Source organism: Terrimonas alba (genome assembly GCF_042434975.1).
GTDB classification, from domain to species: domain Bacteria; phylum Bacteroidota; class Bacteroidia; order Chitinophagales; family Chitinophagaceae; genus Terrimonas_B; species Terrimonas_B alba.
In genome coordinates this window covers 449,545-471,972 of sequence record NZ_JBHMQM010000003.1, presented here as the reverse complement: position 1 = coordinate 471,972, position 22,428 = coordinate 449,545, and the positions used below count along the sequence as shown (strand labels likewise).

At 40.8% G+C, this 22,428-nt stretch carries 19 protein-coding genes and 1 pseudogene; 12 read left to right on the top strand and 8 right to left on the bottom strand.

All coding sequences use genetic code 11. The features are described from left to right. Window positions 1-52: 52 nt before the first annotated feature. Window positions 53-2,536: a sensor histidine kinase gene (locus ACFEL9_RS10920; protein WP_385889546.1), complete on the bottom strand. Its 2,484-nt coding sequence runs from the start codon at window positions 2,534-2,536 to the stop codon at window positions 53-55. 416 nt (window positions 2,537-2,952) lie between these two features. On the opposite strand from ACFEL9_RS10920, the gene ACFEL9_RS10915 reads away from it, so the two are divergent. The 6 genes from ACFEL9_RS10915 (at window position 2,953) to ACFEL9_RS10890 (ending at window position 6,901) form a co-directional block, all read left to right on the top strand. Continuing rightward, on the top strand, window positions 2,953-3,735 hold the full coding sequence (locus ACFEL9_RS10915) for an alpha/beta fold hydrolase (protein WP_385889543.1): 783 nt from the start codon (window positions 2,953-2,955) through the stop codon (window positions 3,733-3,735). Between the two features lie 31 nt (window positions 3,736-3,766). Next, on the top strand, window positions 3,767-4,318 hold the full coding sequence (locus ACFEL9_RS10910; RefSeq protein ID WP_385889540.1) for a LytR/AlgR family response regulator transcription factor: 552 nt from the start codon (window positions 3,767-3,769) through the stop codon (window positions 4,316-4,318). Between the two features lie 45 nt (window positions 4,319-4,363). Next, a complete protein-coding gene (locus ACFEL9_RS10905) occupies window positions 4,364-4,549 on the top strand; it encodes a hypothetical protein (protein ID WP_385889538.1) in 186 nt (61 codons plus the stop codon). Window positions 4,550-4,568: 19 nt separating this feature from the next. Continuing rightward, window positions 4,569-5,159, top strand: coding sequence for a Crp/Fnr family transcriptional regulator (locus ACFEL9_RS10900; protein ID WP_385889535.1), 591 nt, complete (start codon window positions 4,569-4,571; stop codon window positions 5,157-5,159). Between the two features lie 355 nt (window positions 5,160-5,514). Further along, a complete protein-coding gene (locus tag ACFEL9_RS10895; RefSeq protein WP_385889532.1) occupies window positions 5,515-6,333 on the top strand; it encodes an SDR family NAD(P)-dependent oxidoreductase in 819 nt (272 codons plus the stop codon). A 121-nt stretch (window positions 6,334-6,454) separates the two neighbouring features. Then, window positions 6,455-6,901: a LytR/AlgR family response regulator transcription factor gene (locus tag ACFEL9_RS10890; RefSeq protein ID WP_385889529.1), complete on the top strand. Its 447-nt coding sequence runs from the start codon at window positions 6,455-6,457 to the stop codon at window positions 6,899-6,901. A 48-nt stretch (window positions 6,902-6,949) separates the two neighbouring features. Here ACFEL9_RS10890 and ACFEL9_RS10885 read toward each other — a convergent pair whose 3' ends face one another. From ACFEL9_RS10885 to ACFEL9_RS10855, 7 genes and pseudogenes are all read right to left on the bottom strand, one after another. Continuing rightward, window positions 6,950-8,008 (bottom strand): alpha/beta fold hydrolase, encoded by a 1,059-nt coding sequence (locus ACFEL9_RS10885; protein WP_385889527.1) that lies wholly within the window; start codon window positions 8,006-8,008, stop codon window positions 6,950-6,952. 48 nt (window positions 8,009-8,056) lie between these two features. Then, on the bottom strand, window positions 8,057-9,070 hold the full coding sequence (locus ACFEL9_RS10880; RefSeq protein ID WP_385889524.1) for a nitrilase-related carbon-nitrogen hydrolase: 1,014 nt from the start codon (window positions 9,068-9,070) through the stop codon (window positions 8,057-8,059). A gap of 31 nt (window positions 9,071-9,101) precedes the next feature. Continuing rightward, window positions 9,102-9,512: a hypothetical protein gene (locus ACFEL9_RS10875; protein WP_385889521.1), complete on the bottom strand. Its 411-nt coding sequence runs from the start codon at window positions 9,510-9,512 to the stop codon at window positions 9,102-9,104. Then, entirely contained in the window at window positions 9,485-9,946 is a 462-nt protein-coding gene (locus ACFEL9_RS10870; RefSeq protein ID WP_385890064.1) for an alpha/beta fold hydrolase, read from the bottom strand. The genes ACFEL9_RS10875 and ACFEL9_RS10870 overlap by 28 nt, the downstream gene beginning before the upstream one ends. A 63-nt stretch (window positions 9,947-10,009) precedes the next feature. Then, a pseudogene (locus ACFEL9_RS10865) lies at window positions 10,010-10,347 on the bottom strand (epoxide hydrolase N-terminal domain-containing protein); the annotation flags it as partial. Between the two features lie 116 nt (window positions 10,348-10,463). Then, entirely contained in the window at window positions 10,464-10,868 is a 405-nt protein-coding gene (locus ACFEL9_RS10860) for a cupin domain-containing protein (RefSeq protein ID WP_385889518.1), read from the bottom strand. A gap of 562 nt (window positions 10,869-11,430) precedes the next feature. Further along, window positions 11,431-12,138, bottom strand: coding sequence for a FadR/GntR family transcriptional regulator (locus ACFEL9_RS10855; RefSeq protein ID WP_385889516.1), 708 nt, complete (start codon window positions 12,136-12,138; stop codon window positions 11,431-11,433). A gap of 185 nt (window positions 12,139-12,323) precedes the next feature. Here ACFEL9_RS10855 and ACFEL9_RS10850 point away from each other — a divergent pair, with 185 nt between their 5' ends. The 6 genes from ACFEL9_RS10850 to ACFEL9_RS10825 all read left to right on the top strand — a co-directional run bounded on the left by ACFEL9_RS10850 (window position 12,324) and on the right by ACFEL9_RS10825 (window position 22,415). Then, window positions 12,324-15,725, top strand: a complete 3,402-nt coding sequence (locus ACFEL9_RS10850; RefSeq protein WP_385889512.1) for a SusC/RagA family TonB-linked outer membrane protein — start codon at window positions 12,324-12,326, stop codon at window positions 15,723-15,725. A 24-nt stretch (window positions 15,726-15,749) separates the two neighbouring features. After that, a complete protein-coding gene (locus ACFEL9_RS10845; protein WP_385889509.1) occupies window positions 15,750-17,315 on the top strand; it encodes a RagB/SusD family nutrient uptake outer membrane protein in 1,566 nt (521 codons plus the stop codon). A 103-nt stretch (window positions 17,316-17,418) separates the two neighbouring features. Then, window positions 17,419-18,360: a dihydrodipicolinate synthase family protein gene (locus ACFEL9_RS10840; protein WP_385889506.1), complete on the top strand. Its 942-nt coding sequence runs from the start codon at window positions 17,419-17,421 to the stop codon at window positions 18,358-18,360. Between the two features lie 6 nt (window positions 18,361-18,366). Then, window positions 18,367-19,533, top strand: coding sequence for a hypothetical protein (locus ACFEL9_RS10835; RefSeq protein ID WP_446753364.1), 1,167 nt, complete (start codon window positions 18,367-18,369; stop codon window positions 19,531-19,533). Next, window positions 19,530-20,777, top strand: coding sequence for an MFS transporter (locus ACFEL9_RS10830; RefSeq protein ID WP_385889502.1), 1,248 nt, complete (start codon window positions 19,530-19,532; stop codon window positions 20,775-20,777). Before ACFEL9_RS10835 ends, ACFEL9_RS10830 begins: the two co-directional genes overlap by 4 nt. 24 nt (window positions 20,778-20,801) lie before the next feature. After that, window positions 20,802-22,415: an exo-alpha-sialidase gene (locus tag ACFEL9_RS10825; RefSeq protein WP_385889500.1), complete on the top strand. Its 1,614-nt coding sequence runs from the start codon at window positions 20,802-20,804 to the stop codon at window positions 22,413-22,415. Window positions 22,416-22,428: the final 13 nt, after the last annotated feature.

The following is a 22,428-nucleotide window of genomic DNA, read 5'->3' as shown; positions in this document are numbered from 1 at the left end:
CATTCAAACAAATGAATGATTATGCAATAATTTTTTCAGGTTAAGGTAAGCTTTAATTATCTAAAGCAAATGATACAACCTTTAAGTCCTGCTGTGTAACGGCCTGAACAAGCACAAACGATATTTTTATCATTGTACCATTATTATTTTCTATTGAAAAATTCCCATCAAGGTCTTCACTTAATCCCTTCATCAGGCTCATACCAAGCGAACCTGCCTTTTTAAAGTCAGTATGAATGCCTATCCCATTGTCTGAAATAATGAGTGAATAATGATCTGCTCCCGTGGCGACAAGTGAAATTGATACTACACCATTCCTGTTATCAGGAAATGCATATTTAATCGAGTTAGTAATCGCTTCATTCAATATCAGGCCCAGAGGCACGGCCTGGCTTACATCCATTTCAAGTGGCTCAATACACATCTCAAAACGGATACGTTTACCGGCGTCAAAACTCTCAGTGAGATAAGATACTAGTTCACGGATATAAACCGATATATTAATAGAAGATAGATTTTCCGAGATGTACAATTTCTTATGAATAAGTGACATGGCATGTACACGATGCTGGCTGTCATTAATGGCAGTAAGTGCAGCATCATTTTCAATATACGCTGACTGGGAATTCAGCAAGCTCATTACGATTTGAAGATTGTTTTTAACGCGGTGATGGATCTCCTTTAACAACCATTCCTTTTCAGTCAGCAAATGTTGTAATTGTTCGTTCTTGTGCGTGACCACATTATTATTTCTTTTTCTCAGCCGGCTTTGTCTGTACAATAACCCAGCTATGATCAATGTGAAAATAATACCAACAATGGTTATATTTTTTGTAAAAGTAGCCTGCTTTAAATTGGCTTTTTCGAGCTCCGCCTGTTGGTTTAATAAAGTAATCTTGTCTTCTTTTTCCTTTGTTTGGTACATTACCTGGAGTTCTTCCGCCTGCCTTACTTTTGTTACACTTAAATTAGAGTCGAGAAGGTTTGTATATAATTTGTAATGAGCTACCGCCGAAGCATCATCCCCGAGGGCGGAGTCAGTACGAATCAGGTAACGATATGTGAGAAGATCGTTGGTTAAATTTCTTGTTGCGGGTGAAGCTGATAAGAAATATCTATCAAAATATGATTTTGCCTGCCGATATTGCCCCTTCCTAAAATGTATCTGGCCATATTTACGGAATATATCTGCTCTTTTTAGTGGACCTCTTATAGATTCCGCTTTTGTTTCCAGGGAATCCATCTTTGATACATGCATTTCAGCCAGGTCAAACTCATTAAGGTTAAGGTAAGATTCAAAAAGTGCACTGTGAAAATCAAACTGGTTGGTGACGGTCACCGGGGGTACTTTTTTAAATAGATTTAAAGTAAAATCCAACGCCTCTTTGGTCTTACCTTCATCCTTCAATTTGGTGATCCAGTCAATTAAAATCGCATACAAATCGGGGTTACGATCTATGATATAACGATCTAATGCCTTTTGTAAGTAGTGCCTTCTTTCATTCTCTTTTCCACCCTCCGAAGCGTACAGAAGTTGCATGCGGGAATAAAAATAAGCCCATCCAATGCTGTCACGGCAATTTTCAGCTGTTCTTACTGACTGTAAGGTATACTTTAATGGCTCGCCAAATTTTCCCTCAAACATTGCTACCATAGCGAGGGCATCAGTATTGTAGTGAATATAAGGGTAGTGAATAGCTTCCTCAAGCTGAAGGGCCTTTAAGAATACGTTATGAGCGTTTTGTAGCTGACCCATTAATACCCACAAATAGCCAATATCCGTTAATGCATTAATCTCGCCTTCCGTGTCGTTCAATGCGTGGTAAATATCTGCCGCCTTTTGGAGATAAGTGAGTTTGTTTTTCGCAGTCATGGGCGAAACAGGGGAGTATATGCCACGGTATGCAAACGCTCTGGCTTCTGTCTCTCTATCACCTCTAGCCTGGCTTTCGTGAATTACCCGATTGAAAACTGAATCACCACGCTGCACATCGGTCCCCTGAACATATATTTTACCAAGCAGACAAAGGGCTTGTCTTCCCAACTTTTCTTCTTTCAAAGTTTTGCTTTCATTTATCGCTTTGGCAAGAAAAAACTCAGCACTATCTCTGTAATGATAATCACGCTGCGGTTGAAAAGCATAATAAGCTCCCAATAGTAATAATAGTTCCAATCGCTTTTTCCCTCTGGCTTTCGAAAGCAGGTAAATACCATTCCCGGGATCGCCACTGTCGATCCACTGTGATTGAGCAAGTAATTCCGGGTCATCAATGCCTTCCGCGAGTACGGAAACCATGCTCAGTCCCAATGAACGGCTGGCATATATCAAGCAGTTTTCCAGGTCAACTTGTCCTTCTTTTACAACAAGAATAAAGGTAGAACTGAGCATCAAATTTAATCGCTGCCAGGATTGTTTGTCTTCCGATGACGGATGATAGGAATAGGTCGAAATTCCAGGTTGTGACGAAGTTTGTGCTGATGCTTTACTAAGCATTATAAAGGACAAGATGATGCCTATAAAAATTGGCCTTGCCATAACAGTTGTTTTAAGTATTTGAAACAAATGATGCACTTATTACCTTGAATTGTATAATAACCAAACAGGTAGATTGCAGTTAATACTTTAAGCATAGACTTCTTTTGTTTGAATCGATCAATAAAAGAACCATATGACAGAGGGCCTTAGTCGAAAAGAAGTTTATCAATAAATATTGAAGATGATTATTGAATTCCAATTACAAAATCTTAAACCATTTTATGTAGTAAGGCCGGTGTACTTTCCGGTTGCGGGATTAATTCTCTAAGTTACCGTTTTATTTCGTGGCAAAGATTAATTCGACCACGTTATTTCGTGGTAGCTTTTAATGGCACAAAACACAAATTTACTGACAATCAACAATTTATTGTAATGGCACCTGGTTTGATTTTCTGATTGCTCAATCAGTATACACAATGACCAGCTCTCCTAATTCAATTGTTTTTATAACCAGTGCATTTATAAGTAATAGTTGCTGGGATGAATGGAAGAAATATTTTGAAACGAAAGGATACAATTGCATTGCACCTTGCTGGCCATATAAAGATGCTTCACCCGAAGAGTTACGAAACAGGCATCCCGACCCGAAAATTGCAGCAAACCGGTTAAGCGATATCATAGATTATTTCGAACTCATCATAAATACATTTGAAGTGAAGCCAGTTCTTATTGGTCATTCATTGGGTGGCTTGATCGTTCAAATATTATTACAGCGTGGATTTGGGGCAGCCGGAGTTGCTGTTCACTCATTTCCTCCTTTCGGTATATGCAGTTTCAGGATAAGCTTTCTTAAAGTGATATGGAGCATGATGTCGTTGCTTTCTTCCAAACGACATAGCTACCTGATGCCATTCAGCACTTGGACTTATCTAATAACTAATGGAATAGACTGTGAGCGGCAAAAAGAATTGTATTATATGAATGTAGTACCGGAATCGAAGCAAATTATCAGGGACACATTCAAGCAATTAGCAAAGATTGATTTTAAAAGATCACATGTGCCGCTGCTGTTGACTTCGGGCAGTAATGATAAATTGATTTCAACGGTATTGAACTATTGTAATTATAAAAAGTATTCACACAAAGATTCAGTCACCAGTTATAAAGAATTTAAAGACCACCCTCATTTGGTTTTTGATCACCCGGCCTGGGAGAAAGAAGCAGGTTTCATTCTTCGCTGGCTTCAAAGTACCAGCTAATGTATTGATCACTTTTAAACCTTAATGTTCAATGGAAACTAAATCTAACCAGTCAGACAATAATCCTTTAGAATTTGCACTGCAGGCGCCTGCAATCAATGGAAACGGCCATGTGAAAAAATCTTTTTCAAAAGAGGACATCGTTGCAGCTTTCGAAAAGATAGTTGGTGTTAAGGACTTCTTTCAACAAAACAGCATGCTAAAACTTGCTGATCTGCTAACCAGGTTTTCAAACGCAACAGACAAAAAAAGTTTCCTTGTTTATAAGAACAATAAATACATCAATGTACTCACTGAAAACATTGCCTTCTTTTATATCAAATATGAATCAGCCGCCATCATGTGTTTTGACAGGCAGGAATATTTTGTGAATTACTCATTGGACCAGGTTCAGCATCTTCTACCCGAGAAACAGTTTTTCAGAGTGAACAGGCAGTACCTTATCAATTTTAATGCAGTGAAAGAAGTGGAACATTACTTCGCAAGAAAGCTGTTGGTAAATTCTACTATACCTGCCAGGGATAAACTTGTCGTGCCAAAAGAAAAAGTTACAGGGTTCTTGCATTGGCTTGATAACAGGTAGCCTTCAAATAGCAAATGTTCTTTTAACTCATAAAATATAATAAATATGAAAAAGTATAACCAGGTTGAAGTGATACTATTTTCAAAGTATTATTTCCAGGATTTGGAACAAAAAGAGTTGGTAAAGTGGTTGGGAACAACCGTGCAGCCTGCAATTGTTCGCCAGGAAGACAGGGTAAAGAAGCTGTTCCTGGGGACGATGAAAAATACACCGCCAATTTATTTGTCCTGATCAAATAGTCGCAACTTTGATGTTAATGATACAACCGGTGCAGGCAAAAGAAATACTAAAAGCTCATGTAGCTAAACTGGCATCAGTGACTGATGACGGGTTTGACCACTTCTTTTCGTTTTTTAAACCCATGTCGTTTAAAAAAGGAGAGGTTATTATTGCCGAAGGCGATAAAGTGGAATGCGAATACTTTGTCATTGAAGGATGTTTGAAATCATTTTTTATAAATGATACGGCAAAGATGTTTATACTTCAGTTTTCAATGCCTACCTGGTGGGCATCTGATTACAATGCGCTTCAGAATGGCACCAGGGCTACGATCAATGTTGATTGCATAACGGATGCAGAAGTGTTGTGCATTTCGAAACGGGACAGGGATAAGGTGTGCAGCGAAATTCACCAGGTAGAACATTTTTTTCGGTTGCGCACACAAAGAGGTTATGTGGCATTGCAGAAAAGGTTGTTGTCTTTTATGAACAATGATGCCAGGCATCGCTATGAAGAACTGATGGCGCAATACCCACAACTTTATAATATAGTACCCAAACATCTGATCGCTGCATATTTGGGTGTATCGAGGGAAACACTGAGCCGTCTTTATCATTCCTGAAATGTGACATACATCACAAAAAGATGCTTACTGATCAAATGTGATCTACATCACGCAATTTCCCTGCTGTTGCTATACATCTTTGTGTTGTCAAAAATGAACAATGAAAAAGGATTCAGCGAAAACAAAATACAGGTATTACAGGATCAGCATAACCGGCGGAAGCCTTTCGAAGATAGCTTATCAATCGTGACCTGAAAAATGGTCTGACCGTGCTTGTTTAACAGTACTAAAAAATAATCACTAAGCAAGTGAGTAGTTCAAAAAACCTGCAAACCGGCGGGCTGGAAATCCTTTATCCTGTAAGAAAAGATTACGAACGCAAACAATTTTTTTAACAATAAAAAATAAAGCAATGTCAAAAACAATTTTTATTACCGGCGCTTCCCGCGGTTTTGGTAAACTATGGACGGAAGCATTTTTGCAAAGGGGAAACAATGTAGCGGCAACTGCCCGCAATCTTGCTGATCTTGATGGGCTCGTTGAAAAATACGGTGACAGGCTGTTGCCAATTCAATTGGATGTAAATAACCGTAAAGCTGACTTTGCAGCTGTACGACAGGCCAAAGATTATTTTGGAAGTATTGACGTATTGATCAACAATGCGGGTTATGGACTTTTTGGCGCCATTGAAGAAACTTCGGAAAAAGAAGCAAGGGACCAGATTGAAACCAATGTGTTTGGCCTGCTTTGGATGACACAGGCTGTTATACCCATTATGCGTGAACAGGGCCACGGTCATATCATCAACCTGTCAAGCATATTGGGATTGGTTGCTGTGCCTACACTTGGTTTGTACAATGCATCAAAGTATGCGGTGGAAGGTATTAGTGAAACACTTGCTCTTGAATTGGCCCAGTTCGGTATCAAAGTTTCATTGCTCGAACCTAACGGTTTTGGGACCGACTGGAGTGGGGCATCAGCCATACGTACTAAAGCAATGCCTGAATACGACAAGATCAAAGCGGATTTCAACGCCTCGGCCACAGAAGATTTTTGGGGGAGACCTGAAGCTACCGTGGAAGCCATATTGAAACTCGTGGATGCTGAACAGCCGCCATTGCGCCTTTTTCTCGGAAAGAAAGCTTATCCATTGCTAAAGCAGGTTTACAAAAGCCGTTTTGATGAATGGGATAAATGGAATCATGTAGCAGAGGCGGCCCATGGTTACTAAAATCATTATGCTCACATTTCGCAAAGAACGGGAGTCAAATGTTTATTGCTGAGTTTTTCAGATTTGATCAATGTATAATTTGCGTTTGGCTTCCCGGTTTTTGTGATTAAACATAAAACTTATGCAATCTTCAACCGCAATGAATCAGTATGGTTTAGGCAACAATTACCTGCCATACATTGAAACTAATGAAACGAATAAAGACCGGAAACCTTTTTTCGGAATTGGTAAAACAAGCTTCCTGGTTTATCATCGCAACAAGTACATTACTGTACCTACTGAGTCTATCGCTTTGTTCTATATCAAATTCGAGGCAACAGTAATTGTGACTTTTGATAAACAGGAATATTCAGTGAATTACTCACTGGAGCAAATACAGCAGCTATTATCAGACCAGCAATTTTACAGGGTCAACAGGCAATACCTTATCAACTTCAACTCAATAAAAGAGGTGGAACATTATTTTGCCAGGAAATTATTGGTGATACCAACGATTGTGTTTCCGGATAAATTAATCGTGTCAAAAGAAAAAGCCAGGACTTTTTTAGACTGGCTTGAAAACAGGTGATAAAGAATGGCAACGCTTTTGAAATTTGCGTTGCCATTTTTGGAAACTTCATTTCGCATAACTATCTGCTTCAATGATCGCATCCGCAAAAGCCTGAGGCGCTTCTTGTGGCAGATTATGTCCGATTCCTCCTGTTATGGTTTTGTGAGAATATCTTCCTGAAAATTTTTTTGCATAGGAGCCCACCGGTAAATGAGGCGCTCCGTTGGTATCGCCTTCAAGTGTTATACTGGGTACTGTGATGACCGGGCCATTGGCTAATCGCTTTTCCATCTCGTCATACTTTTTCTCACCTTCAGCCAGGCCCAGCCTCCAACGGTAATTATGAATCACAATGCTGACATGATCGGGATTATCGAGAGCCGCAGCACTGCGTTTAAATGTTGCTTCGTCAAAATTCCATTTCGGTGATGCAGTTTGCCAAATAAGTTTGGCAAAATCATGTCTGTATTTTTCATAACCTACCCTGCCCCGTTCCGTAGCAAAATAATATTGATACCACCATTGCAATTCTGCTTCGGGATGCAATGGGATTTTATTTGTCTCCCTGTTGCCGATAAGATAACCGCTTACCGCGACCATCGCTTTGGCACGTTCGGGCCATAGCGCCGCAATGATGTTAGCTGTTCTTGCTCCCCAGTCGCAACCACCGATAATAGCTTTTTCTATTTTCAAAACATCCATCAGGTGAACGATATCCAGCGCCAGAGCCGATTGCTGTCCATTGCGAAATGTTTTTTGGGAAAGAAATTGCGTACTTCCATAACCGCGCAAATACGGAACTATAACTCTGTAACCTTTTGCTGCTAACAATGGCGTCACCTCTTCATAAGTATGAATATCGTAGGGCCAGCCGTGCAGAAGGATTACAACAGGGCCATTCGCGGGGCCTTCATCGATATAACCAACATTGAGAACGCCGGCATTGATCTGTTTTACATTACTGAAAGTTTTGTTCCCGGCTGTCATTGAAATATCTCTCTCAGCTATCGTTTCATTGAAGGCAGCTAAATCATTTAATCCAGCGAAGACAAGCCCGGATGCAAAGAGTGTTTCAGCAGATTCAGTCAGGAACCTTCGCCGGTCATATTTAAGTTGTTTTGACATTTTATTGAGAGGATGTCAGTTTATACAGTGAATATTCAAAGCTTCTCGTTACACAGTAATGCTTAACAGTTCTTCCGAATTGTTTTCAACAATAGATGGTGATTTTCCATTGTTCTCATGAACATGGAGGGCAGGGGTTTTGTCAATCATTAAGCTCAAAAGTTCCGGACGACTGTAATGTCCTCTTGCATCCATCAACCTTTTTCTTGCATCAATCAGTGCAAAATCAAGAGCGGCGATCACTTCACCTTCTCCATTCTTCAGCGGCTCGCCAATAATTTGACCATCGGGTCCTGCAATTGCGGTGAAACAACCACCGGAGATCGGTCCGATGGGAGAACCAGTATCTTTCATTATTTGCGCTTGCTGATCAGCATCCAGCCACGCTGTTGCGCATACTACGAAACAGGCTGATTCAAGTGCATGCTGGCGAATATTTATTTCTGTTTGCTGGGAGAACAGCTCACCGAAAACCGAACCAGGATACATGGCAGAATGTATCTGTTCACCATCAGCAATGAGTGCATATCGTGCCAGCGGCATATAATGTTCCCAACAAGCCAGTTGACCGATACGTCCAACGCTGCTGTCAACGGCACGCAATCCCGAAGCATCTCCCTGTCCCCAGATCATTCGCTCATGATAAGTAGGTGTCAGTTTGCGACGATGTTGTATCAATGTGCCATCTGTATCAAAAAGCAGTTGCGAATTGTATATGGTGCCGCCATCTCTTTCATTAATACCAATGGAAACAACCATATTGGCTTCCTTTGCAGCTTCGGCTATTGCATGCGTTTCTGCAGACGGCACCGTCACTGATTGCTCAAGCAAACGCTGATGCTCTTTGCCCAACATAAAAGGAGGTTGCACAAAAGAGAAATAAGGATAATAAGGAATCACAGTTTCAGGAAAGGTAGCAAACTGAACACCTTTTGTTCCAAGTTCGCGGATTTTGTTTACTACTTTTTCTACTGTGCCCTGCCGGCTGTAGAGCACCGGGCTGATCTGAACAGCCGCTGCTCTAACTATAACTCCGGCATTGTTATTTTTTCTTTGTTTCATTGTTTTACGATTTACTTTTCAATTCAACTGATCAGCGAAGCGATTTGAAAGCTTCACGCATTTCTTTTGTAAAAAGTTCAGGCTGTTCCCATGCTGCAAAGTGACCGCCTTTCTCAAGCCTGTTGTAATAAATCAGCTTGGGATATGCTTTCTCGGCCCAGGATTTGGGAGCCTGGTAAAGTTCATCGGGGAAAGCACTTACTGCCACCGGGATCTTAACGCCCAACTGTTTAAAAAAGACAACCTTATTTTCCCAATATATACGGGCCGATGATACCGCAGTTTTTGTTAGCCAATAAAGTGTGATGTTGTCGAGTATATCATCTTTCGCCAGTCCTTCTTTCTTGTCATCAAAAACAGGGGCAATGAGTTCATAACTGTGGGCTTCATGATCCAATATCCAGGAAGCCAAACCTATTGGAGAATCCTCAATTCCATACAATGTTTGCGGACGACTTCCCATTTGCTGTGCATAAGCAAGACCTTTTTTAAAGAAAAAATCGATTTGATCCCACGCTTTTTTTCATCTGCTGAAAGTGTTGAAGGTGCCGGCTGATGAGTCCATAGTGCTCCCAAAATTTCATCGGGTACAGCCGCAGGCAAACTGGTATGAATAGCCAATAGTTCCGGCGCCATTACTCCCATTAGCTCTGTAACTGCGTCGCCCCAATCACCACCCTGCGCAACATATCTTTGATATCCGAGTCGATCCATCAAAGTGATCCAGGCACGGGCTATACGGTTAGGTTCCCAACCACCTTCGCTGGGTTGTTCTGAAAAACCATAACCAGGGAGCGAAGGAATCACAATATCAAAAGCATCTTCGGCTTTTCCGCCATGGGCAGTGGGATTAGTCAGCGGCTCAATGATCTTCATTTGCTCAATGATTGAACCGGGCCAACCATGAGTGACAATCAGTGGCAGCGCATTCGCATGTTTGGAACGTACATGTATAAATGAATGTCGAGGCCATCAATATTGGTGATATAGTTTGGATATGAATTCAACTTCGCTTCCGCTTTGCGCCAATTGTATTCTTTAGCCCAATAGTTAGCCAGTTTTTGTATGGTGGCCAGTTGTACGCCCTGCGATGCATCAGCAACAGTTTCTTTTTTCGGCCATCTTGTTGCAAGTATGCGTTGGCGAAGATCATGCAGGTCAGCATCTTCAAATTTTACCCTGAAGGGTCGTATGAGTGCTAATGATTTTGAATCAACCTGTGAATCCCCTTGTGCTTCACCATTTGTACCGTTCAGTACCAGGGCACCGGAAAGCATAGTAGTGGCGAGTATTTCTTTTGTCCTTTTCATTGTACTAATTTTTATTTTTTGTTTGAGTAGTTTGAATTTATTTATCATTGAGAATGGTCCATCGCCGCAACGATCAATGATGATCATTTAACATATACAACAAGCGGTTTTCCCTTTTCAACGGTATAAGTAGCGAGTTCACTTCCTTTGCCTTTCCCAACATTTTTTGCAGAGTGAACAACTCCGGCGGGGATAAATAATACATCACCTGCTTTAAGTTTTACCGGTGCCTGGCCTTCCAAATGATATTCCAGCACTCCTTCAAGAACATAAACTATCTCTTCACCTGGATGTGAATGTTTTGGAGCCAGCACACCGGCATCAATATCAACGCGGGCCTGCACCACTTCCCAGCCTGCCGCACTGAGATCATGGCGCTGCAGATCGGTACGATAAACTCCCTTCGGTTGAGCAAATGCATAACCCGGCAATGCAAACCCTCCGATTACAGCTATAAGAAAGGCCACTATTACTTTTTTGTTCTTCATTGTTTCTGTTATTTTTTATGTTTAAAATTTGAATGCTTATCAAATCTATCTTCGGTTTGACCCTGAAGTCAAGCATCAATCGGGTTGAGTGTACTAACTTGTTCCTGAGGCAGCCAATTTTAAAGCTGGAATTTTTTTACCTGGTAGGTGTTAATGGAGAAAAGTTGCCGGTTGTGTTATTAGTTGCTTTCCATCAGGTACGAAAAATAATTTGGGTTCAGGTCCTGTTATGCCAACGCTTCTGGCCATGACTGCAACGCTCAAACACGAATAGGGGTGGGAGGTAGAGATCATATCCTGTGCAAATTTTTCAACGATAGTAAGTTGGACAATACGTGGCAGAACTTTCCGGACTTTTTTATCGACGCTTCTGAGTACCCATTCTGTGCTGTCCATAGATCTCAGTGCTTACAAAAAATACTATGATGAGAACATGCCCTATTATCGGGTAAAAAGCTACTATTGATTGGCTAGTTCCCTGGTTTAGATATACCACTTTTGAAAATGTAACCTTTAATAAAGGAAGGCATACGACTTCGATGTTACCCGGTAATCGGATTTTTTATTCAAACAATCTAGCAAAGTGGTTCTGCAAATGATTCCGCATTCCATTTCTGAATTCCTCAGGTGTTCCGTTTTCAAGAATTGATACTAAGTCTTTATGAGAGACAAATGTTTTTAGCAAGGGTTGTTTCTTCAGCAGACCACTGTTATGTACATAGTCAAATACAGGGAGCAACATGCGTTGGAATTTTTTCAACGTTTGATTTCCTGTGATCTCGTATAACTTGCCATGAAAAGCAATTTCGTGTTCAATATTAAAAAGATGATATTTCGTTGCGGGAGGCTCATTACTTACAATCTGTTTCAATTCTGCGATATCTTCTTTTGTGACACGATAAAATAACAGGTCAGCCATCCCGATCTCCAGTACAAGTCGTATTTCAAATATCTCTTTTAATGTATCCTGGTCAAGTATGTGTGGATTCATGCTTTTGCTCATGATCCCAAAAAGGTCAGGGCTGGTGATAACAGCACCTTTTTTCTTTTTTGATTCTATCAATCCCATCATTCGCAACCGTAACAAAGCTTCACGGATAACTGTCCTGCTCACGCCAAGCGTTTCCGCCAACTCTATTTCTTTGGGGATTGAATCTCCCACTTTCAATTTTCTTTCCTGTAATAACTCTACAAGATTAGCTTCTACCTTATCTACCAGCGAACTGGTATCTACAGATTTGAGAGTATTTATTAAGGCAGTAGGGTTCATAATATGTATTACTTAATAAGTAATATAAAACTAGATAAATGGGTTAAAAGATACAAATAAAAAGTGTAAAATATTGATATTTAGAGCATAATTTATTTATTGAAAATAATTTTGGCAGGTTTATTTAATTTTCTTTAACTTTATTATGTCATACATAATACTCATTTAAATAAACAAATTGCTGTATGAGATCTGCTTATCTCAAATTAGGACTGCTGATTAGCTGTTTTTTGATCGTCGCTTCAGGATGGTCACAGACTAAAAAGATTTCCGGAACTATCAGTTCCGAGGAAGACGGAAAACCACTTCCCGGTGTAAGTGTTACCATCAAAGGAAAAACGGTTGGCACGCAAACCAATTCAAACGGTGAATATTCCATTGATGCTGCTGAAGGCGATGTGCTGGTATTTACCTATACCGGCTTTGCAACACAGGAAGTAAAAGCGGGAAATTCACCAACGGTTGATTTACTATTGAAAACCTCTGTTGCCAAACTGGATGAAGTGGTAGTGGTGGGTTATGGCACAGTCAAACGTTCCAAGATCACTTCTTCTATTGCCAAATTGGATGCAAAAATTCTGGAGACAGGTTTGCGTTCCAATCCTGCACAGGCTTTGGCGGGAACTATTCCCGGATTAAGAGTCTCAACGGGTACAGGTCGACCCGGTTCTTTACCTTCTATCATTTTAAGAGGAGGAACTAATTTTGATGGCTCAGGCAGCCCATTGATATTAATGGATGGCCAGGTAAGAGGCTCTTTAAGCGATATTAATCCTGAAGATATCGGGAGCATTGAAGTTTTAAAGGATGCATCTGCTACAGCTATTTATGGTGCAAGGGCCAGCAATGGCGTAATTCTTATTACTTCCAAAAGAGGAAAGAATGGCCAGTCTTCTATCAGTCTGAATGTTAAAAAAGGAACAAGTTACTTGAATGTTCCTTACAATTTCCTAAATGCTGAAGACTATATCAAGTGGAGCCGTATGGGAGTGGTGCAGGCTATTATTAATGGAACATTTGGAACCATTTCTTCAAACTCGGCGCTTTCCGGAGTTGGTCCAAGGGCTACAGGTAATTTATATAAAGATCCGGCAACAGGAGATATCCTTGATGGAAACTATGATAACAGGGCTATCTGGAGTGTGATGCGTTTAAACGATGTGAATCGTGAATTGTTGAATCAACCCGGATGGAAAACAATGAAAGATGCTGTGCCCACCAATGCCAGCGGGAATTATGATCCTAATGGGACCTTTGCCGACCTGATCTATAAAGATTTTAATTACGGTGATTATGGTTTGCATGATAAAGCCACAGTACAGGAATACAATGTGGGCATGAGTGGCGGTAATGACCGCGGTAGTTATTTTGCCAACGTAGGCTATTACGATGAAGGCGGTTTATCTCTTAAAACTTTTTATAAGCGTTTAACCTTTACGCTAAACGGCGACTATAAGATTAAAGATTGGTTGAAATCCGAAAGCAGCCTGCAGTTTAACAAAGCAAACTGGAGAGATCAGTCTTTGCAAAATGGTGAAGGAAATTATTGGGGCCGTATGCTATCTGCTCCGCCTACCATGCGTGGAACCAATGCAAACGGAGAATTCATCTTAGGTCGTGATGCCAGCGATGGTAATCCAATTGTCAATATTGATAAATATAAACGCAGCAATCAAACCGATAAATTCACTTTGGGACAATCATTCAAAGTGGATATCATGAAAGACCTTTATGTAAAACTGGGTGCCATCTGGATGTACGATGAAGGTTTTGGGGAATCTTTCAACCAGGATTTTCGCACTGGTTTGCTGAGCAGAACCAATCCCAATACAGGATGGAACAGAACGAGATTTACTGATGCCTATTTTGATAGAACAATCCGCCAAACTTATAATGCTATCGTTAATTACAGTACCACTTTCCTTAGTAAAAACAACATCGATGCGATGGCTGGTTTTGAATATTATAATGCGTATTCGAAAGGTGTTGCTGCAAGTGGTAGCCAGGCGCCTACTGATGATTTCCAGGACCTGCAATACACATTGAATAATGCAACTACTCAAACCCGGGGCACCGATTCTTATCATAACCAGGATCGGATTATGTCTGGCTTTGGCCGCCTGCTTTACGACTGGGATGGTAAATATCTTGCCAGCTTTACCGTAAGACGGGATGGTGTTTCACGTTTAAATGAAGACAATCAATACGGGACTTTCCCCGCCGTTTCTGTTGGTTGGTTGTTGCACAGGGAAAATTTTATGTCTTCCACGAGAAATTGGTTATCCTATTTAAAGCTCAGGGCAAGTTGGGGTAAGAATGGAAATATCGGTATCGGAACCAGCAATGCGATTGGGCTTTATGAAGTACAGGGTTCTTATGGCTCGCAAACTGCTTACAACGGTAGCATAGGATTTTTACAAACTGGTATAGCCAATCCCACATTAAGATGGGAAAAGACAAATACAACCGAAATAGGAGCAGATATGGGATTTTTTAATAACCGGTTAAATGCTTCTGTAGCTTATTATAACAGAGTCACAGACGATAAGCTCGCATTTGTAAACCTGCCCACTTCTTCCGGCGTATCAAGTATCAGAACCAATAATGGAAGCATGCGCAACAGGGGATTTGAAATAGATGCGAGTTATAAAATCATCCAAAGAAAGGATGTGACATGGCGGGTAAGTGCTAATGCAGCCTGGAATAAAAACACTATTCTAAAACTTCCTTTTAATGGCAATGACAAAAACAGGCAGGGCGGTGAACAGATCTTCGATCCCAAAACAGGACAATTAATATGGGTAGGTGGTTTCCAGGAAGAACAGGAATGGGGTGAGATATTTGGTTTTGTAGCCGAAGGAATTATACGTACCCAAAAGGACCTGGAAGACTATAATAAGTTTGATGAAGCGGCTAAGGCAGCTTATCAGAATGGTGGTGCAGGCAAAGGAGTAGCCAGTCAGAAATTAATTAATCAATATAATTTAAATGCAAGTGGACAAAAATATATTGCGACACAGTTAGGAGATATGAGATGGAAGGATATTGATAAGAATGATACAATTGATTATCGTGACAGGGTTTCGCTGGGCCGCACACTTCCCCGATGGACCGGAGGTTTCAATACAACTGTATCCTGGAAAGGATTCAGCCTTTTTGCCCGTTTGGATTTTGCATTGGGTCATATTCAGCAGGATTTTCAGCAGCTGTGGTCTTTGGCAAGTGCACAGGGTGAGTTTAACGCCACTGATATTGTAAAACAAACCTGGACGCCTGACAACCCTAACGCAAAATATCCAAGATATTCATGGGCCGATCAGCTGAACACAAAAAACTTTGACAGGCCGAGCAGTATGTTTTTTGTTAACTCAGGTTATCTCGCATTCAGGGAAGTTTCATTGAGCTATTCTTTGCCAACTGCCTTATTAAAGAAGGCTAAGGTCAGCGGTTTGAAGCTGACGGTTACCGGCCAAAACCTGGGATATTTAACCAATGACTTGTTGAATTTGCCGGAACGTACCGGTATCCAGAGCAGCGCTTATACTATACCGACACAATTGGTTTTTGGTGCTAATCTAACCTTTTAATCTATTTTATTAAATACATTAATCATGAAGAAGTTTAAATATATATTATTCGTAGCAATGCTGGGTATTGTTGCTTCGTCGTGTCGCAAGACATTGGAGCTTGCACCCGAAGACTATTATGGCGATGGAAACTTTTGGAAAAACGAAGCCCAGGTTACCAATTTTATGGTAGGCTTGCACAAACAATTCCGCGACAATCAATTTATGTTTGTTCGCCTGGGTGAAATGCGGGGCGGCGGTTTCAGTAATATAGACCGGCAAAATACATCACTGAATGAATTAACCATCATTAACCAGACAATTGAAGAAACCTCTGCCGGTGTTGGTAGTTGGGCCGGTTTTTATAACCCTATTTTACAGCTTAATCTTTTTATCCAGAAAGTAGAAGCGGCAGATTTCTTAGTCGCAGATAAGAAAGATTATTTGCTGGGACAGGCTTATGCGATGAGAGCTTATTACTATTTTCATTTGCTCCGCACTTACGGCACCGTGCCGTTAAGAGTAGAGCCGGAAGTATTGAATGGCAACACTGATGCGGTTTCATTACGCAAAGCAAGAGCAACAGAAGCTGAAGTATTGGCTGCTATTAAATCAGACGTAAATAAATCCATTACTTTGTTTGGTACAGCTGGTACGCCTGCTGATAAAAGCCAATGGAATCCGCAGGCTGCATTGATGCTCAAGGGTGAAATTTACCTGTGGTCTGCTAAAGTATATAATGCAACCGCCGATTTAGCAGAAGCAAAATCAGCTTTGAATGCTATAACAGGCCCGGCTTTACAAGCAAATTTTGCAGATGCATTCGGGTACGCAAAAAAGAATAACAATGAGATTATTTTAGCTATCCGTTTTCGCGTAGGTGAAGCGGAGATGGGCAACTATTCTACTTTTCTTTATTCTACGTTCAACTTTGATAACCTGCATTATAAAGATTCTTCAGGCAGCGGTTCAACGCTTGTTGACCCCCTAAACATTGCAGCTACCAACAGCATGCAGATCATCCAGCGCTATGGGTACACATTTGAATTATTTCAATCCTATGATGTTGCTGATAAGAGAAGAAATGCAACTTTTTATGACTATTACAAAGTAGATAAAACGGTTACACCAGCAAAAGTAACAGTAAGAAACACAGCTATTGTAAAATTCCTGGGTACGATTGATGCCAATAAAAGATATTTTTCTGATGATTGGCCGGTGTACCGTGAAGCTGACAGGCTGTTGATGCTGGCTGAGATCACCAATGCTGAAGGCGGCGATCCATCTCAATACATAAAACCTATCCGTGACCGTGCGTTTGCAAATGCTGATCCTACACCTTTTGTAAATGGATCTAAAGATGCAAATGAGCTGGCCATCTTTGCAGAACGTAGCAAGGAGTTTGTATACGAAGGAAAGCGCTGGTATGACATACGCAGAATGAAGTATGGCAACGAGCCCCTTGTATTTATAAGCGTTAACCACCCTTATGGCGTTTTGGATAAAGCCACGCAAGGATATAAGATTCTGTGGCCTGTTGAGGCCGGTATCTGGACAAATGATCCTTTGGTTGATCAGACCCCTGGCTACGCAACAGCAAAACCTAAATAAATTCTGTTACTTATATAAGCATTCATTAGCAGTTATAACCAGGAATATTCCTGTTCCTGGTTTTTTTAAAACAATATTTTCGTTATTTAAATAAAACAAGAACATGAGGACTGAACATTTGAAGGGCCTGATAGCAGCTCCATTCACTCCTATGCATAAAGATGGCTCATTGAATCTTTCCGTTATACCTCAGTATTATGAAATGTTGAAGGCAAATGGAATAACCGGTGCATTTATATGCGGCTCTACCGGTGAAGGAGTTTCTATGACCACTTCAGAAAAAAAAGAAGTAGCTGAAGCATGGGCGGGAGCCACAAAAGGAGATAGTGATTTTAAGGTGATGACACTACTTGGTGGTACCAGTATTGCCGATTGTAAAGAGCTAGCTATTCATGCCCGGGAGATTGGTTTATACGGTATTTCTTTTACCGCACCATTTTATTTTAAACCGGTGAATGTGGACATGTTGGTGAAAACCTGCGCAGGAGTAGCATCCGTAGTCCCTGATATGCCATTCTACTATTATCATATTCCCGTATTGACAGGTGTTGATTTTGCAATGTATGACCTGTTGCAAGCCGTTGATGGTGTGATCCCTAATTTCACCGGCATCAAATACACCCATGAAGATTTTATGGATTTTCTTTCCTGCATGAATTTTAAGAACGGAAAGTATGATATGCTTTGGGGCAGGGATGAAAATATGTTGCCTGCACTGGCAGTAGGAACAAGGGGCGCTGTAGGAAGTACATTCAATTATGCGCCATCTTTATATTATGACATGATGGATGCTTTTAATAAGAGCGATCTGAAAACTGCGAACGTATTACAGCAAAAATCAATTGATATGATCAGGTTGCTGGGAAAGTATGGCGGTATTGCCACCGGTAAAGCTTATATGAAGCTTATCGGAGTGGATTGCGGCGAATTTCGTTTGCCTGTTAAAAATATGTCGGCTGAACAATTTGAAGCATTTAAAAAAGATACAGAGCAATTAAATTTCAGTAGTTTTTCTTCAAAAAAACCATCTGCGGTCAATGTTTAATCTATAATGTCTCCTACTACGATATTACTTTCATTCCTTATCATGTTTTTTACTGTATTAACACATGCGCAAGAAACAAAGGGGAAGGCTATGCAATGGAAAATTGCGGCTCAGCTTCCTGCTTTAAACGGTCAACCCAAATCGTTGGGATTTGCGGGTCCTGTTGCTGGTGTGCACGGAAATATCCTGGTCATTGGAGGTGGTGCTAATTTTCCAGACGCCATGCCCTGGAGTGGCGGAAAGAAGAAATATTATGATGATGTATTTGTTTATGTAAAGAATAAAAAGACAATTTCGCTGTATAAGAAAATATTCAGACTTCCGTCATCTATTGCTTATTCAGCCAATTGTTCCACACCGCAGGGCATTGTTTATGCAGGTGGTGAAAATGAAAAAGGCATTAGCAACAAAGTACTCTTATTGCAATGGGATGGCATTAAAGAGACAATTGTTTCAAAATATCTACCTGATCTTCCTGTTGCTCTCACCAATGCTGCGGCAGCTTTTCATAATAATACTGTCTACATCGCCGGTGGTGAAACAATAGGGGCGACTTCTGATCAATTCTATTGTTTAGACATGAAAAGTATGGCGGCAGGATGGAAACTGTTGCCCGCTATTCCAAAGCCAGTATCGCATGCAGTGTTGATTGCACAATCAAATGCTGATCATGCATCCATTTATTTAGTAGGAGGTCGCAAAAAAAATACCAATGGAATAAGTGATCTCTATAGCCTCGTTTTTAAATTCGATATCCTCAAATGCCAATGGGAAGAAAAAAGATCTCTTCCTTATGCATTATCTGCAGGCACAGGCATTGCTGCGGGCCTAAACAATATTTTGATCTTTGGTGGCGACAAAGGAGAAACATTTCATAAAACCGAAGACCTTATCGCTGCTATCAATTCGGAGAAAGATGAGACTAAAAAAACAGAATTGATTCAACAGAAAAATAAATTGCAATCTTCTCATCCTGGGTTCAGCAAAGAAATATTAATGTATAATATTGAATCGGATGAATGGACTGTTGTGGATTGTATCCCTTTTGATTCGCCGGTTACTACGAGCGCTGTGATATGGGAGAATAAAGTGATCATACCCAGTGGCGAAATAAAAGCTGGCGTGAGAACGCCGCAAATATTATCAGCTAACCTATATCCAAAAGGCAAATGAAGAATTCAAAAAATTATCCCTGGATAGTAGTTGGCATGTTATGGGTAGTGGCACTTCTCAATTACATGGACCGGCAAATGCTTTCAACCATGAAACCTTCCATGCAGGTGGATATAGCAGAGCTGCAATCTGCAACAAACTTTGGCTACCTGATGGCGATCTTTCTTTGGATCTATGGTTTCATGAGCCCGGTATCAGGCATTATTGCCGATAAATTCAACCGCAAATGGCTGATCGTTGGCAGCTTATTTGTTTGGTCTGGTGTGACCTTTGCTATGGGTTATGCCAAAACATTTGATCAGCTTTATTGGTTAAGGGCAATCATGGGCGTGAGCGAAGCATTATATATTCCCGCTGGTTTATCGCTGATCGCCGATTTTCATTCTTCAAAAACAAGATCGCTTGCTATTGGCATTCACATGACGGGGTTATATATGGGCCAGGCTCTCGGCGGTTTTGGCGCTACTATTGCCGATAAGTTTTCATGGAATACGGCTTTTCAATCTTTTGGCATTATTGGCATTATTTATTCCGTGGTGCTGATCATTTTTCTAAAAGGGAAAAAAGATGAAGCAGTGAAAATGGGTGTTGCAAACACAGCAAAAGCAATTGAAAGTTCATCCCTGTTTAAAGGATTAGGATTATTGTTTGCCAATATCTCTTTTTGGATCATACTATTTTATTTCGCTATACCAAGTTTGCCGGGATGGGGAATTAAAAATTGGTTACCAACACTTTTTGCCAGTAGCCTGGATATAGACATGTCGAAGGCAGGACCATTATCCACTATCACTATTGCTGCTGCTTCATTTCTTGGCGTGATCTTCGGCGGCATATTATCAGATAGGTGGGTTCAAAAGAATATTCGTGGAAGAGTTTATACCAGCGCTATCGGCCTGGCATTAACCATTCCAGCTTTATTGCTGATAGGATATGGTCACTCATTGTTTCATGTTATTGGCGCAGCATTTTGTTTTGGTTTTGGGTTTGGAATGTTTGATGCCAATAATATGCCCATACTTTGCCAGTTTGTATCGTCAAAATATAGAGCAACAGCCTATGGGTTGATGAATATGATGGGGGTATTTGCAGGAGCTTTTATTACTGACCTGTTAGGCAAATCAACGGACGCAGGAAACCTGGGTAAAAGCTTTGCAATGCTGGCGGGAATTGTTGCTATCGCATTGATCGTACAGGTTTCATTTCTGCGGCCAAAAACAAATGACTTTGTTGATGCACAATAGATTATTCGAACTAAATACATTACGATGAGGATGAATCAAAAAAATTATTTCCTGATGTTGTTAATGATAGGTGTGTCGTGTACAACATCTTTTTCTCAAAAAGCAAAACATGAGGATTCCCCCGCGGGTCAACATATAACGGTCACTCATTTACGGGTACCCCTGCTGAAAGATGTAGCATTTAATCAATTGATCAAGATGACGGTGTATGTGCCGTATGGGAAAAGCATTCAGTATAAAAGTTTTCAATTGCTGCTAGATGAAACAGCGGTAAGGTCTATTGAAAAAATTGATATTATTGTTCGTGATGAAAGGGAACGAAATTTTTTGACAGGAGCGACAACTTATGCAACTATACAATCTTTGTCAACGACGTTGAATATACCAGTAAATCTCCCGCTTCACCAGGGCTGGAATACGATTTGGTTTGGCGCTGCCTTAAAAACCAATGCCGATATTGATAAAAAGCTTTTTGTAAATATAAAAAGCATTACTACCGGTGATGGTTATGTGTACTTTTTCTCCCCCAAAATAAACAGTACTATAAATATGTCGGAGGGGCGCTACAGGATGGGAGTAGCTATCCGAAAAGCATGGGATGACAGTGTGCATACTTATCGTATCCCTGGCATTACTACTACTGATAAAGGAACATTGATCGCTGTTTATGATATCCGTTACAAACATAGCGGTGACCTGCCCGCCAATATTGATGTAGGCATGAGCCGCAGCATTGATGGTGGTCGTGCCTGGGAGCCGATGAAAAAAATTATAGATATGGGTGCTCCGCATGAAAACAATGGCGTTGGTGATCCTGCTATTTTGTTTGATCCTGTTACAAAAAAAATATGGGTAGCAGCTTTATGGAGCAAGGGCAATCGTTCTATCGCTGGCTCTCAACCGGGTTTATCACCCGATTCTACCGGTCAGTTGGTATTGGTAAGCAGCGATGATGACGGGCTTACCTGGAGTCAACCTTATAGTATTACAGCACAGGTAAAAAATCCGGCCTGGCACCTATATTTCAATGGACCCGGCAATGGTATTGTTATGAAAAATGGCACATTGGTTTTTCCATCGCAATACTGGGATGAAACAACAAAACCGGCATCCGTGGGCATTCCGCATTCTTCAATTATTTATAGCGAAGACCAGGGTAAAACATGGAAAAGCGGTATTGGTGCTAAAAGCAATACGACCGAAAGCCAGGTTGTGGAAACGAAAGCCGGCACATTGATGCTAAACATGCGGGATAACCGGGGCAAGTTCAGGAGTGTGGCCACCACAACCGATATGGGAAAAACCTGGGTAGAGCATCCCACTTCTTATTCAGCGTTACCCGATCCGGTATGCATGGCAGGTTTTATAAAATCCAGGGTTAATGTAAAGGGGAAGATGAAAGAAGTATTGTTCTTCAGCAATGTTGCTTCGCAAACAACCCGTAACAATACAACCATCAAAGCAAGTCTTGACCTGGGAGAAACATGGCTGGACAAAAACCAAGTATTGCTGGATGAAAGGCCAGGTTATGGCTATTCAGCGCTTACCAAAATTGATGATAACACCATCGGTATCATATATGAAGGAGAGAGAGACCTGTATTTTCTTCGTGTGCCGGTCAGTGATATAATAAAATAATTCAACAATTTTT

What these genes read in the sequence shown, in the direction of transcription:
- ACFEL9_RS10920 (WP_385889546.1), bottom strand. Translation starts at nt 2,536, where the DNA reads ATGGCAAGGCCAATTTTTATAGGCATCATCTTGTCCTTTATAATGCTT.
- ACFEL9_RS10915 (WP_385889543.1), top strand. Translation starts at nt 2,953, where the DNA reads ATGACCAGCTCTCCTAATTCAATTGTTTTTATAACCAGTGCATTTATA.
- ACFEL9_RS10910 (WP_385889540.1), top strand. Translation starts at nt 3,767, where the DNA reads ATGGAAACTAAATCTAACCAGTCAGACAATAATCCTTTAGAATTTGCA.
- ACFEL9_RS10905 (WP_385889538.1), top strand. Translation starts at nt 4,364, where the DNA reads ATGAAAAAGTATAACCAGGTTGAAGTGATACTATTTTCAAAGTATTAT.
- ACFEL9_RS10900 (WP_385889535.1), top strand. Translation starts at nt 4,569, where the DNA reads ATGTTAATGATACAACCGGTGCAGGCAAAAGAAATACTAAAAGCTCAT.
- ACFEL9_RS10895 (WP_385889532.1), top strand. Translation starts at nt 5,515, where the DNA reads ATGTCAAAAACAATTTTTATTACCGGCGCTTCCCGCGGTTTTGGTAAA.
- ACFEL9_RS10890 (WP_385889529.1), top strand. Translation starts at nt 6,455, where the DNA reads ATGCAATCTTCAACCGCAATGAATCAGTATGGTTTAGGCAACAATTAC.
- ACFEL9_RS10885 (WP_385889527.1), bottom strand. Translation starts at nt 8,008, where the DNA reads ATGTCAAAACAACTTAAATATGACCGGCGAAGGTTCCTGACTGAATCT.
- ACFEL9_RS10880 (WP_385889524.1), bottom strand. Translation starts at nt 9,070, where the DNA reads ATGAAACAAAGAAAAAATAACAATGCCGGAGTTATAGTTAGAGCAGCG.
- ACFEL9_RS10870 (WP_385890064.1), bottom strand. Translation starts at nt 9,946, where the DNA reads ATGAAGATCATTGAGCCGCTGACTAATCCCACTGCCCATGGCGGAAAA.
- ACFEL9_RS10860 (WP_385889518.1), bottom strand. Translation starts at nt 10,868, where the DNA reads ATGAAGAACAAAAAAGTAATAGTGGCCTTTCTTATAGCTGTAATCGGA.
- ACFEL9_RS10855 (WP_385889516.1), bottom strand. Translation starts at nt 12,138, where the DNA reads ATGAACCCTACTGCCTTAATAAATACTCTCAAATCTGTAGATACCAGT.
- ACFEL9_RS10850 (WP_385889512.1), top strand. Translation starts at nt 12,324, where the DNA reads ATGAGATCTGCTTATCTCAAATTAGGACTGCTGATTAGCTGTTTTTTG.
- ACFEL9_RS10845 (WP_385889509.1), top strand. Translation starts at nt 15,750, where the DNA reads ATGAAGAAGTTTAAATATATATTATTCGTAGCAATGCTGGGTATTGTT.
- ACFEL9_RS10840 (WP_385889506.1), top strand. Translation starts at nt 17,419, where the DNA reads ATGAGGACTGAACATTTGAAGGGCCTGATAGCAGCTCCATTCACTCCT.
- ACFEL9_RS10835 (WP_446753364.1), top strand. Translation starts at nt 18,367, where the DNA reads ATGTCTCCTACTACGATATTACTTTCATTCCTTATCATGTTTTTTACT.
- ACFEL9_RS10830 (WP_385889502.1), top strand. Translation starts at nt 19,530, where the DNA reads ATGAAGAATTCAAAAAATTATCCCTGGATAGTAGTTGGCATGTTATGG.
- ACFEL9_RS10825 (WP_385889500.1), top strand. Translation starts at nt 20,802, where the DNA reads ATGAGGATGAATCAAAAAAATTATTTCCTGATGTTGTTAATGATAGGT.